Here is a 12,528-nt window from a genome sequence, read left to right on the forward strand (position 1 = left end):
GATCCACGCCGTGCTGGGCGAAAACGGGGCCGGCAAATCGACGCTGATGAAGATCATCTTCGGCGCCGTGCAGCCCGACGCCGGCGAGATGCTGCTCGACGGCCAGCCCGTCACCATCGCCAACCCGCACCAAGCGCGCGCACTGGGCATCGCCATGGTGTTCCAGCACTTCTCGCTGTTCGACACGCTCACCGTGGCGGAGAACATCCTGCTCGGCCTGCCCGCAGGCACCGACCTGCGTGACGTGGCCGAACAGGTGCGCACCACCGGCGACAAGTACGGCCTGCCGCTGGAGCCCCATCGCCATGTGCACACACTGTCGGTGGGCGAGCGCCAGCGCGTGGAGATCGTGCGTGCGCTGCTGACCAAGCCGCGCCTGCTGATCCTCGACGAGCCGACCTCGGTGCTGACGCCGCAAGCCGTCGAAAAGCTCTTCGTCACGCTGCGCCAGTTGGCGGCGGAAGGCACCAGCATCCTCTACATCAGCCACAAGCTCGACGAAATCCAGGCGCTGTGCCACACCGCCACGGTCATGCGCATGGGCAAGGTCACGGGCGTGTGCGACCCGCGCCAGGAAACGGCGGCCTCGCTCTCGCGCATGATGATCGGCGGCGAGCCCCCGCGCGAACTGCGCCCACAGACCACGCCAGGCGAAGTGCGCATGGAGGTGGCCGGCCTGTCGCTGCCCAAGGCACACGCCTTTGCAACGGAGCTGCGCGACATCGCCCTGCAATTGCGCAGCGGCGAGATCGTCGGCATTGCGGGCGTGTCGGGCAACGGGCAGCAGGAATTGCTGGCTGCGCTGTCTGGCGAAGACACGCGCGCAGCAGCCCAAACCATTTCGATCGGCAACGAACCGGTTGCCAAGCTGGACCCACGTGCGCGCCGCAAGCGCGGGCTGTCGTTCGTGCCGGAAGAGCGCCTGGGGCGCGGCGCGGTGCCGTCGCTGTCGCTGGCGGCGAATACGCTGCTCACGCACCAGCGCGCGCCGCAAGTGCGCGGCGGGCTGATCGACAAGACCGCCGCCACCAAGCTGGCTACCAGCATCATCCAACGCTTCGGCGTGAAGGCCGGCGGGCCGGACGCGCTGGCCAAGAGCCTGTCGGGCGGCAACCTGCAGAAATTCATCGTCGGCCGTGAAATCGAATGCGCGCCGCGCGTGCTGATCGTCGCACAACCCACCTGGGGCGTGGACGTAGGCGCCGCTGCGCAGATCCACAACGAAATCCTCGCGCTCAAGGCCGGGGGCTGCGCCATCCTGATCGTGTCGGAAGAACTCGACGAACTCTTTGCGCTGTGCGATCGCCTGCACGTGATCGCCAACGGGCGCCTCTCGCCCTCCACCCACACGCACGCCACCGACCGCGAACAGATCGGCCTGTGGATGAGCGGCATGTGGGATAAGACCGCAGCTGCAAACACGGAGGTGGCCCATGGCTGACGCCATGCATGGCAGCCGCCTGGCGCTGCCCGTGTCGCTGGAGTTGCGCGCGATCCCGTCGCGCACGATGGCCTACGTCTCGCCGCTGATCGCGCTGGTGCTGACAATGGTGTTCGGCCTGCTGCTGTTCGCGCTGCTGGGCAAAGACCCGGTGGCCGGCCTGCGCGTGTTCCTGATCGAGCCGCTGGCCAACAAGCGTGCGATTGGCGAGGTGCTGCTCAAGACCGTGCCGCTGGTGCTGTGCGCGCTGGGGTTATCGGTGTGCTACCGCGCCAACGTGTGGAACATCGGTGCGGAGGGGCAGCTCATCCTGGGTGGCATCTTCGCGGCGGCCACGATCATCTACTTCGATACGCCAACACCGTCCATCCCGGGCGGCTTCGCGCTGGTGCTCGCCGTCATCGCGGGCTTGGTGGGCGGTGCGCTGTGGGCGGCGATCACTGCGCTGTTGCGCGATCGCTTTCATGCCAACGAGATCCTCGTCTCGCTCATGCTCACGTACATTGCGCAGTTGCTGCTGCTGTACATGGTCAACGGGCCGCTCAAGGACCCGAACGGCATGAACTTCCCGCAGTCGATGGTGTTCGACAGCGCGTTCGTGCTACCCACACTGGTGGCCGGTACGCGCCTGCATGTCGGCTTCCTGTTCATGCTGGTGATGACGGCGGCGATGACGCTGTTCGTGTTCCGCAGCTTTGCAGGCTATCGGCTGCAGGTGGGGGGGCTGGCGCCGCAGGCGGCGCGCTACGCGGGCTTCTCGTCGCGCAAGGCGCTGTGGACCGCGCTGCTGATCTCCGGCGGACTGGCAGGCATCGCTGGCGCGTTCGAGGTGACGGGGCCGATTGGGCAGCTGCTGCCGTCTATTTCCCCAGGCTACGGCTTTGCCGCCATCGTGGTGGCCTTTGTCGGCCGCCTGAATCCGCTGGGCACCGTGCTGGGGGCGATCGTGATGTCGCTGTTCTACATCGGTGGCGAACTCGCGCAATCGCGTCTGGGCCTGCCGTCGGCCATTACCGGGGTATTTCAGGGCATGCTGCTGTTCTTCCTGCTGGCCTGCGACACCCTCATCGACTACCGTCTGCGCTGGCGCGCACATCACTGATCGGGCCGAGAGAGAAACAGAAACATGGAAAGTCTTGCTCCCCTGATCGCCGCGTCGATCAACGCCGGCACCCCGCTGCTGCTGGCCGCGCTGGGCCTCTTGATGAACGAACGCTCCGGCGTGCTCAACCTGGGCGCCGAAGGCATGATGCTCGTGGCAGCCGTGGCCGGCTTCATGGTCGGCTACCAGACGCAGATTCCGCTGCTGGGTTTTGCGGCCGGTGCGATTGCCGGCATGGTAATGGCTGCTCTTTTCGCCTGGCTCGCGCTGGTGCTGGTCACGAACCAAGTGGCGACTGGTCTTGCACTGTCGATCTTCGGTACCGGGCTGTCGGCCTTCATGGGCCAGCGCTTTGTCGGCATGTCGCTGCCGGCGCAGGCGCATGGCATCCCCGGGCTGGAGTCGCTTCCGTTCGTGGGCCCGGCTCTGTTCGCGCATCACTGGATGGTCTATTTCAGCCTGCTGCTGTGCGGCGCGATTGCGTGGTTCCTGTTCAAGACGCGCGCGGGCCTGACGTTGCGTGCGATCGGTGAATCACCGGAATCAGCCCATGCGCTGGGCTACCCCGTGCGCACCATCCGCTTTGGCGCGCTGCTGTTTGGCGGCGCGTGTTGCGGGCTGGCAGGTGCGTACCTCTCGCTGGTCTATACGCCGATGTGGGTGGAGAACATGGTTGCCGGCCGTGGCTGGATCGCCCTGGCGCTGACCACCTTCGCCACCTGGCGCCCGCTGCGCATCCTGTTTGGCGCGCTGCTGTTCGGCGGCGTGACAATCCTGCAGTTCTACCTGCAGGGGATGGGCGTGTCGGTGCCGTCGCAGATTCTGTCGATGGCGCCATTTGCCGCGACCATCGCCGTGCTGGCCATCATTTCGCGCAACCCGGACTGGATCCGCCTGAACATGCCTGCGTCGCTGGGCAAACCGTTCCGCCCAGGGGCTGCATAAACTGCGGCCTAAGCTTTCTGCAATCCGCTTTACCTTTGCTTCATCACAGTCAACGAGCCACACAACAGGAGAAATCGATGAACGTTACGCGCAGGATCACGCTGGCCGCCCTGGCCGCTGGCGCTGCCCTGACCCTCTGGGGTTGCGGCAAGTCCAACGACAACGCTGGCAGCAACGCTGCTGCGCCGGCCGCATCCTCGGCCCCCGCTGCTGCCGAACCGGCACCGGCCAACGAGCCACTGAAGGTGGCGTTTGTCTACATCGGCCCGGTGGGCGATGCAGGCTGGACGCGTGCCCACGACGACGGCCGCAAAGAAGTCGAAGCCAAGTTCGGCGACAAGGTGAAGACCAGCTTTGTTGAAAACGTGCCCGAGAGCGCTGCGGATGCAGAACGCGTCTTCCGCGATCTGGCAACGCAAGGCAACAAGGTCATCTTCGGCACGAGCTTCGGTTTCATGGAATCGATGCTCAAGGTCGCCAAGGAATTCCCGGACGTGAAGTTCGAGCACGCCACGGGCTACAAGACCGCCGACAACCTCGGTCAATACGACGTGCGCACGTATGAAGGCGCGTACCTGGCCGGCGTGGTTGCCGGCAAGATGAGCAAGTCGGGCAAGCTGGGTGTGGTGGGTTCGGTGCCCATCCCCGAGGTGATCCGCAACATCGACTCGTTCACGCTGGGCGCACGCAGCGTCAACCCGAAAGCCACCACCCGCGTGGTGTGGGTGAACAAGTGGTTCGATCCGGGCAAAGAGCGTGAAGCCGCAACCACCCTCATCGGCCAGGGCGTCGACGTGCTGATGCAAAACACCGACTCCGCCGCCGTAGTGCAGACCGCGCAGGAGAAAGGCGTCTACGCACTGGGCTGGGACAGCGACATGACCAAGTTTGGCGAGAAGGCTCACCTGGCTGCCTCGATCAACAAGTGGGGCGTGTACTACGTCAAGACCATCGGCGACGTGCTGGAGAACAAGTGGAAGCCGGAGACCGTGTGGTGGGGCCTGAAGGAAGGCGCGATCGACCTGGGCGCATATAACGCCGTGGTGCCGGAAGACGTAAAGGCGCTTGTCGAGACCCGCAAGAAGGGCATCATCGACGGGTCGACCCCGATCTGGAAGGGCCCGCTCAAGGACAACACCGGCAAGGAAGTCCTGCCCGCCGACAAGGTTGCCGACGACGGCTTCCTGCACGGCGTCAAGTTCTACGTCGAAGGCGTGGAAGGCAAGATTCCGGGCTAAGTTCACCCGCTGCAGCAAGAAGCCGGCACCTCGCGAGAGGGCCGGCTTTTTTCATGGGCGATGGGTGCTCAAATCTTGAAAACCGGGCCGCTTCCCCAAGCTGGTACGATGGTCCGCCGGTCGATCCAGCTCATGTGACGCCGGCTTTTCATCAGGAGCCAACCATGTTCGGACGACTCTTTCGCCTATGGAACGTAGTGCGCAATGACCTGCGCCTGCTATGGTTTGCGCTGCGCCATCCGGGCGCGCCGTGGTGGCTCGCACCGGCCGCGCTGCTGCTGGTGGGTTACGTGGTCTCGCCGATCGACTTGATTCCGGATTTCATCCCGGTGATCGGCTGGGTGGACGACATCGTGCTGGTGCCGTTTGCGCTGCATATGCTGCTGCGCGCCTTGCCTGAACGCGTGCGCGAAAACGCACGCTTTGCCGCCGCCCGGCGCATAAAGCCGAGCGGGCGGTAACTTCCTCGATTACGGCAACAGGATCGTCGAGCCGGTCGTCTTGCGCTCCTCCAGATCGCGGTGCGCCTGCGCCGCGTCCAGCAGTTCGTAGCGCTGGTGGATCTCGATCTTCACCTTGCCACTGCTCACCACGTCAAACAGGTCGGCCGCCATCGGCTCCAGCAGATCGCGCCGCGCCGTGTAGGTCATCAGCGTCGGGCGCGTGAGCTTGAGCGAGCCCTTGGCACTCAGCACGCTGATGTCGAACGGCGGCACCGGCCCCGATGCATTGCCGTAGCTGACCATCATGCCGCGCGGTGACAGGCTATCCAGCGAACCCGTAAACGTGTCCTTGCCGATGCCGTCATAGACCACCGGCACGCCCTTGCCGCCCGTGATCTCACGCACGCGCTCGGTGAAGTTCTCGCGCGTGTAGACGATGGTGTGGTCGCAGCCGTGCGCGCGGGCAAGTTCTGCCTTGGCATCGCTGCCGACCGTGCCGATCACCGTGGCGCCGAGCGCCTTGAGCCACTGGCAAGCGATCAGGCCAACACCGCCTGCCGCTGCGTGAAACAGCACCGTATCGCCCGGCTGCACACGGTAGCTGTCGCGAATCAGGTATTGCGCGGTCATGCCCTGCAGCATCATTGCTGCACCGGTTTCAAAGTCGATGGTGTCCGGCAGACGCACCAGGATGTCGGCCGGCATCGTACGCATGGCTGCGTAGGCACCGGTTGGGCGGCCCGCATAGGCCACACGGTCGCCCGGTTTGACGTGGGTAACGCCCTCACCCACCGCCTCCACCACGCCCGAAGCTTCCATGCCAATGCCGCCCGGCAGCGGCTGCGGATATAGCCCCGTGCGGAAATACACGTCGATGTAGTTCAGGCCGATGGCGTGCTGCTTGATAGTGGCCTCGCCGGGGCCGGGCCGGGGCACGTCGACATCGACGTACTGCATCACTTCCGGGCCGCCGGTTTCGAAAATGCGGATGGCTTTCGTCATGCGTGGATCTCCTTCGGGTCGGGCTGCACCAGTTGCAAGGCGGTCATCACCAGATCGGCGGTCGCCAGGTTGGTGGCGCAGGGAATGTTGTGAACATCGCAGGCGCGGACCAGCGCGTTGATGTCGGGTTCGTGCGGCTGGGGCGTCATCGGATCACGCAGGAAGATGACGGCATCGACGCGGCCTTCGGCAAGCTGCGCGCCAATCTGCAGGTCACCGCCCCACGGGCCGGACAGCATGCGCTGCACGGACAGGCCGACTTCCGCCTCCAGCCGGCCGCCGGTGGTGCCAGTTGCCAGCAGATCACATTGCACCAGGTAGGCCTGATGCGTCTGCGCAAAGGCGATCATGTCGTCCTTCTTGTGGTCGTGCGCGATCAGGGCGATGCGGCGCTTTTTCACTGTGCCTTCGGGCGTGATAGTGGTCATAGTTCTGGGCTTAGAAAGTGCCTGGGAAGGCGCCGCCATCCAGCAGGATGTTCTGCGCGTTCAGGTAACCAGCGTGCTGGCTGCAGAGGAAGGCGCACACCGCACCGAACTCAGCTGGCTCGCCAAAGCGGCGCGTCGGATTGCCTTGGCGCTTGCGCTCAAAATTCTCTTCTGCGCTGATGCCGGACGCTTTGGCGCCAGCCTCCAGCGTCTTGGTCAGGCGGTCGGTCTCGAACTGGCCAGGCAGCAGGTTGTTAACCGTTACGCCGTGCTTCGCCACTTCGCGCGCAAGACCCGCCACGAAGCCTGTCAGACCCGAACGAGCGCCGTTGGACAGCCCGAGCACATCAATCGGGGCTTTCACGGCACCGCTGGTGATGTTGATGATGCGGCCCCAGCGGCGTTCGATCATCTTGTCGACGGTCGCCTTGATGAGGTCGATGGGCGTGAGCATGTTGGCGTTGAGCGCGGCATTCCACGCATCGCGATCCCAGTCACGGAAGTTGCCCGGCGGCGGGCCGCCCGCGTTGTTGACGAGGATGTCTGGCGAGCCGCCCAGGCGCTCGCAGGCCAGCAGCGCTTCGGCCCGGCCTTCCGGGGTGGTGATATCCGTGGCAACCGCTTCCACGCGGACACCATGTGCGCTGCGGATACGCTCGGCGGCTGCCAGCAGTGCTTCCGCGCCACGGGCGACGATCACGACATCCACGCCCTCTGCCGCCAGCGCATTGGCGCAGGCGAAGCCCAATCCTTTGCTCGCACCGCACACCAGTGCGCGCTTGCCCTTCAGCCCCAGGTCCATCCTGTCTGACTCCTTGTGATCGTTATTTGGATTGGCTGCTGAGTCGACTCGCACCACGCGACAGCAGCGCCATGCCGGCCAGCACCAGCGCGCTGCCAGCGATCTGCCATACCGTGATCGGCTCGCCCAGCAGCCACCAGCCCAGCAGCAGTGTCGACACCGGCCCGATCATGCCCGCCTGCGATGCCACTGGTGCGCCCACACGCGCCACCGCCATCATCGTGAGCGTGACCGGCGCCACTGTGCAGAACACCGAGTTGATGGCCGACAGCCCATATACCTGCCACGGCAACACCAATGCAGACACCGGCCGCAACACCAGAAACTGGATGATGCAGGCCACCGTTGACACGCACATGGCATACGCCACCAGCCGCATCGACCCCACACGCTTGACCAGCTCGCCGCTGGCCAGCAGATAGATACCGTAGCTGATGGCGCTGGCGAGTACCAACCCGCCGCCCAGCCACACGTTGTTGCCGCCCAGATTCAGATCGTGCGCGAACACCAGCACGATGCCGGCGTACGCCAGCGCCAGAGATACCCATTGCAAGCCAGTGATGCGCCGCTTGAATACCGTCGAGGTCATCAGCAGCACGAACGACGGTGTCAGAAACAGAATCAGCCGCTCCAGCCCCGCGGTGATGTATTGCAGCCCCAGGAAATCGAGAAAGCTGGAGAGGTAGTAGCCGATGATGCCAAGGCCAACGATGCGCCAACGATCTGCCGGGGCCAGTGGTTCCGCGCGGCGTGACTGCCACCATCCCATCGCCATAAACAGCGGCGCAGCCAGTAGCATGCGCAGGGTGATGACCATGACCGCATCCACCTGATAGCGGTACATCAGCTTGGCGACGATGGCCTTGGCGGAGAACAGGACGGCGCCCACCGAGGCAAGCAGCAGGCCGCCGGTGTCGGTGGTTCGCGTGGGGGTGGAAGACGCAGAAGACGCGGTGGTCACGGCGGAGCGCAAGCGGGCGCGGGGCGCGCATTGTCGAGTGGGAGAGCGGCGTCGATTGTATGTGAATTCAACAAATCGTTCCGGCGCGGAGTGCGCTGCAGGTGGCACGGCTTTCGCTTGGGAACGCCCCCGACCGCCGTACAATCGCGCCTGCATTCCGAATATCTAAAACGACAACGGATTCCACATCACCATGAGCCAAACCACCTCCCCCGCCTTCTCCGCGGGCGCCGATGCAGTAACGGCACCCGACCCGACCCTCTGGAACGAAGACCTCAACCCCACCCCGCAGGCTGCCCGCACCTGGACCGCGACCAACTACGCCGCGCTGTGGGTATCGATGGTGGTCTCGGTGCCGGCCTACATGCTGGCCTCGGGCCTGATGAGCGAGGGCATGAACTGGTGGCAGGCCGTGCTGACGGTGTTCCTGGGCAACCTGATCGTGCTGGTGCCAATGGTGCTGGTGGGCCATGCGGGCACCAAGTACGGCATCCCCTTCCCCGTGCTGGTGCGGGCGTCGTTTGGCGTGCGCGGTGCGCAACTGCCGGCCATCCTGCGGGCTATCGTGGCGTGCGGCTGGTTCGGCATCCAGACGTGGCTCGGCAGCCAGGCGATCTACACGATCCTGAACGTCGTTACCGACAACATGCTGGTGGGCAGCAACATCCCCGGCCTGGGCATCAACCCGGGCCAGGGGTTCTGCTTCCTGCTGTTCTGGGGTCTGCATATCTGGCTGATTACCAAGGGGCTGGAATCGATCAAGCGCTTCCAGGCGCTGGCCACACCGCTGCTGATCCTGGCCGCGCTGGGGCTGGTCTGGTGGGCGTACGTCAATGCGGGCGGCTTCGGCCCGATGCTGTCGGCGCCATCGGCGTTTGCGGCAGGCGGCAAGCGCGCCGGCGAATTCTGGGGCTTCTTCTGGCCGTCGCTCACCGCCATGGTCGGCTACTGGGCCACGCTGGCGCTGAACATTCCCGACTTCACCCGCTTCGCGCGCAGCCAACGAGATCAGCTTGTCGGCCAGGCCATCGGCCTGCCGCTGCCGATGGGGCTGCTGGCGCTGGTGGCGGTGCTCGTTACGTCGTCCACCGTGGTCATCTACGGCCAGGCGATCTGGGACCCGGTCACGCTGGCCGGCAAGATGACAGGGCCGTCGGTCATCGTCGCACTGCTGGCGCTGATCACCGCCACGCTGATGACGAACATCGCCGCCAACGTGGTGTCGCCAGCGTATGACTTCTCGAACCTGGCGCCGCACCGCATCTCGTTCCGCATCGGCGGCTACATCACGGCGGGCATCGGCCTGGCGATGATGCCGTGGAAGATTCTCGAGACGACCAAGGGCTACATCTTCACGTGGCTGGTCGGTTACGGCGCGCTGCTGGGCCCGGTGGCCGGCATCATGATGGTCGACTACTTCCTGGTGCGCCGCACCGTGCTCAAGACCGGCGAGCTGTTCCGCGTGGACGGCCCCTACGGCTACGGCAACGGCTGGAACGGCCGCGCCATCGCTGCGCTCATCATCGGCGTGCTGCCGAACCTGCCGGGCTTCTTCAAGCAGGCCGGTTTTGTGACCAGCGTGCCGGGCGTGTTCGAGGCGCTGTACACGTATGCGTGGTTCGTGGGGCTGGCGATCTCGGCCGTGGTTTACATCATTCTGATGCGCGGTCGCCGATAAGCCGTTCGATCATCCACATGGGGCGCGCCGTACAATGCGCCCCACTACTGCATTCTTCTCGCCATGAAACAAGATCCGCGCTTCCCCAATCTGTTCATCCTCAATCACCCGCTGATCCAGCACAAGCTCACGCACATGCGCGACAAGGACACGTCCACGCGCACGTTCCGCGAGCTGCTGCGCGAGATCACGCTGCTGATGGGCTACGAGATCACGCGCAACCTGCCGCTAACCAACCGCCACATCGACACGCCGATGGGCCCGATGGAAGCCCCGGTCATCGCCGGCCGCAAGCTGGCTGTGGTGCCGGTGCTGCGCGCGGGCGTGGGCATGAGCGACGGGCTGGTGGAACTGATCCCTTCGGCGCGTATCGGCCATATCGGCGTCTACCGCGACGAACACCATCGCCCGGTGGAATACCTCGTGCGCCTGCCAGATCTGGAAGACCGCACCTTCATCCTGTGCGATCCGATGGTCGCCACCGGCTACTCGGCCGTACACGCCATCGACGTGATGAAGAAGCGCGGCGTGCCGGACGAGAACATCCTCTTCCTGGCGCTCGTAGCCGCTCCGGAAGGTGTGGAGGTGTTCCAGAAAGCGCATCCGGGCGTGAAGCTGTTCGTGGCCTCGCTCGATTCGCACCTGGATGAAAACGCCTACATCATCCCCGGCCTGGGCGATGCGGGCGACCGCCTGTTCGGCACGAAGAACTGATCGCGCGGCGTTCTATGCAAACAAAAACAGCCGGCCTTGCCGGCTGTTTGCTTTGGTGCGCGCGGCCGCTGCGAAGGGTGGGTAGCCGGTGGTGACGCTGATCAGGCTTGGCGCTGCTTGGCGGCGCGTTCTTCTTCACGCATCTTGCGAACGAAGAGGCGCGAGAAGAATGCGCCCATGCCGATGAGAAAGCCGATGACGGCGAGGCTCGCCAGGCCGGTATCGGTCGTGAACAAGATTTTGAGTGCGGTCATAAGCCAGATCTCCCGGATTGAGGGCCGCGGCACCGGATGATGCCTCGGCCCAATGCAGTCTAGGGAGACTGGCGAGCCAGGTATTGCGTGCGGTCAAGCGCAGGGGCGGTCGCATCCCCCGCGCTATCGCTTGCCTGATCAAAGTCAGAAGCGATTGGTGCGATTAGCGCTTCTTCGACCCGCCCAGGATGCTGCCCAGCACCCCGCGTACGATCTCGCGCCCAACCGTCGAACCGATCGTGCGCATGGTCGACTTGGCCAGCGTCTCGACGATCGAATCGCCACGCCCCGTGCGGCCCGTACCCTTGGTCAGGATCGAGCCAACCTCACCCAGCCAGCCACCGCCTTCCTGCTGCGCGGGTGCCGGTGCGGGAACAGAGGTGGGCGCCGAACCCGACGATGCACCGAAATCCGTGCCAATGGACCCGGATGCCGATGCAGGTGCGGCCCCACCCGTCGCCACGCGCCCGGTCAGGATTTCGTAGGCCGATTCACGATCGATTGCCGTGTCATAGCGACCTGCTACCAACGAGTTGGCGAGCAGCGCACGACGCTCCTCATCCGAGATCGGCCCAATGCGCGATGCCGGCGGCACGACAAACGCACGCTCCGTAATTTCCGGGCGGCCCCCCTCATCCAGCATGGAGATCAGCGCTTCGCCCACGGCCAGTTCGCCGATGGCCTGTTCAATGCTGAACTCCGGGTTCGCGCGCATGGTGGTAGCGGCCGCCTTCACGGCCTTCTGGTCGCGCGGCGTGAAGGCGCGCAATGCGTGCTGCACACGGTTGCCGAGCTGACCGAGCACGGTGTCGGGCACGTCGGACGGATTCTGTGTCACGAAATACACGCCCACGCCCTTGGAGCGAATCAACCGCACCACCTGCTCCACCTTCTGGAGCAGCGACGGCGGCGCGTCGTTGAACAGCAGGTGCGCCTCGTCGAAGAAGAACGCCAGCTTGGGCTTGTCCAGATCGCCCACTTCCGGCAGGTGCTCGAACAGCTCCGAGAGCATCCACAGCAGGAACGTCGCGTACAGCTTGGGCGCGTTGAGCAGCTTGTCGGCCGCCAGGATGTTGATCACGCCCTGCCCGCGCACGGTCTGCATCAGGTCGTTGATGTCGAGCATCGGCTCACCGAAGAACTTGTCAGCGCCCTGCTCTTCCAGTGCAATCAGGTTGCGTTGGATAGCCCCGATACTGGCCGACGAGATGTTGCCGTACTTGTTCGTGTACTCCGACGAATGCTCGCCCACATGCTGCAGCATCGCGCGCAGGTCTTTCATATCGAGCAGCGCAAGGCCGGAGTCATCCGCAATCCGGAAGACAAGGTTGAGCACGCCGGTCTGGATGTCGTTCAGCTCCAGCATGCGAGACAGCATCAGCGGGCCCATGTCTGACACGGTGGCGCGCACCGGGTGGCCCTTTTCGCCATAGACATCCCACAGCGTGACGGGGCAGCCGGCCCATTGCGGTTCTTCCAGGCCGCGCTCCTGCAGGCGGGCCTTGAGCTTGTCGTTAGAC

The 12,528-nt window shown here is 64.8% G+C and carries 13 protein-coding genes; 7 read left to right on the top strand and 6 right to left on the bottom strand.

The genetic code is table 11. From position 1 onward, the window contains the following. Nucleotide 1: 1 nt before the first annotated feature. The 5 genes from JHD73_RS23015 (at nt 2) to JHD73_RS23035 (ending at nt 5,187) form a co-directional block, all read left to right on the top strand. Entirely contained in the window at nt 2–1,441 is a 1,440-nt protein-coding gene (locus tag JHD73_RS23015; protein WP_368735556.1) for an ABC transporter ATP-binding protein, read from the top strand. Next, nucleotides 1,434–2,543: an ABC transporter permease gene (locus JHD73_RS23020; protein WP_199032499.1), complete on the top strand. Its 1,110-nt coding sequence runs from the start codon at nt 1,434–1,436 to the stop codon at nt 2,541–2,543. Before JHD73_RS23015 ends, JHD73_RS23020 begins: the two co-directional genes overlap by 8 nt. Nucleotides 2,544–2,567: 24 nt before the next feature. Continuing rightward, nucleotides 2,568–3,488, top strand: coding sequence for an ABC transporter permease (locus JHD73_RS23025; protein ID WP_199032500.1), 921 nt, complete (start codon nt 2,568–2,570; stop codon nt 3,486–3,488). A gap of 77 nt (nt 3,489–3,565) precedes the next feature. Then, the gene (locus JHD73_RS23030) at nt 3,566–4,726 is read left to right on the top strand and encodes a BMP family ABC transporter substrate-binding protein (protein WP_199032501.1); all 1,161 of its coding nucleotides are present in this window, start codon (nt 3,566–3,568) and stop codon (nt 4,724–4,726) included. Nucleotides 4,727–4,890: 164 nt separating this feature from the next. After that, complete coding sequence (locus tag JHD73_RS23035; RefSeq protein WP_199032502.1) at nt 4,891–5,187, top strand: YkvA family protein; 297 nt, start codon at nt 4,891–4,893, stop codon at nt 5,185–5,187. 9 nt (nt 5,188–5,196) lie between these two features. Here JHD73_RS23035 and JHD73_RS23040 read toward each other — a convergent pair whose 3' ends face one another. The 4 genes from JHD73_RS23040 to JHD73_RS23055 are packed head-to-tail and all read right to left on the bottom strand — an operon-like array spanning nt 5,197 to nt 8,362. Beyond that, complete coding sequence (locus JHD73_RS23040) at nt 5,197–6,171, bottom strand: quinone oxidoreductase (RefSeq protein WP_199032503.1); 975 nt, start codon at nt 6,169–6,171, stop codon at nt 5,197–5,199. Continuing rightward, nucleotides 6,168–6,599 carry a methylglyoxal synthase gene (locus tag JHD73_RS23045; RefSeq protein WP_199032504.1) on the bottom strand — a complete coding sequence of 144 codons (432 nt, stop codon included), beginning with the start codon at nt 6,597–6,599 and terminating at the stop codon, nt 6,168–6,170. Before JHD73_RS23045 ends, JHD73_RS23040 begins: the two co-directional genes overlap by 4 nt. 10 nt (nt 6,600–6,609) lie before the next feature. Then, nucleotides 6,610–7,401: an SDR family oxidoreductase gene (locus tag JHD73_RS23050; RefSeq protein ID WP_199032505.1), complete on the bottom strand. Its 792-nt coding sequence runs from the start codon at nt 7,399–7,401 to the stop codon at nt 6,610–6,612. Between the two features lie 22 nt (nt 7,402–7,423). Continuing rightward, nucleotides 7,424–8,362 carry a DMT family transporter gene (locus tag JHD73_RS23055; RefSeq protein WP_199032506.1) on the bottom strand — a complete coding sequence of 313 codons (939 nt, stop codon included), beginning with the start codon at nt 8,360–8,362 and terminating at the stop codon, nt 7,424–7,426. Between the two features lie 193 nt (nt 8,363–8,555). On the opposite strand from JHD73_RS23055, the gene JHD73_RS23060 reads away from it, so the two are divergent. Both JHD73_RS23060 and upp read left to right on the top strand, forming a co-directional pair. Further along, nucleotides 8,556–10,040, top strand: coding sequence for an NCS1 family nucleobase:cation symporter-1 (locus tag JHD73_RS23060; RefSeq protein WP_199032507.1), 1,485 nt, complete (start codon nt 8,556–8,558; stop codon nt 10,038–10,040). Between the two features lie 63 nt (nt 10,041–10,103). Continuing rightward, a complete protein-coding gene (gene upp / locus JHD73_RS23065) occupies nt 10,104–10,754 on the top strand; it encodes a uracil phosphoribosyltransferase (protein WP_199032508.1) in 651 nt (216 codons plus the stop codon). 101 nt (nt 10,755–10,855) lie between these two features. Here the strand turns inward: upp and JHD73_RS23070 are convergent, their stop codons facing one another. Both JHD73_RS23070 and JHD73_RS23075 read right to left on the bottom strand, forming a co-directional pair. Further along, entirely contained in the window at nt 10,856–11,008 is a 153-nt protein-coding gene (locus JHD73_RS23070; RefSeq protein WP_084209933.1) for a DUF3149 domain-containing protein, read from the bottom strand. Nucleotides 11,009–11,171: 163 nt separating this feature from the next. Beyond that, on the bottom strand, nt 11,172–12,528 hold a 1,357-nt coding region (locus JHD73_RS23075; RefSeq protein ID WP_199032509.1), incomplete at its 5' end, for a helicase HerA-like domain-containing protein.

Source organism: Ralstonia sp. ASV6, assembly GCF_016429285.1.
GTDB classification, from domain to species: Bacteria; Pseudomonadota; Gammaproteobacteria; order Burkholderiales; family Burkholderiaceae; genus Ralstonia; species Ralstonia flaminis.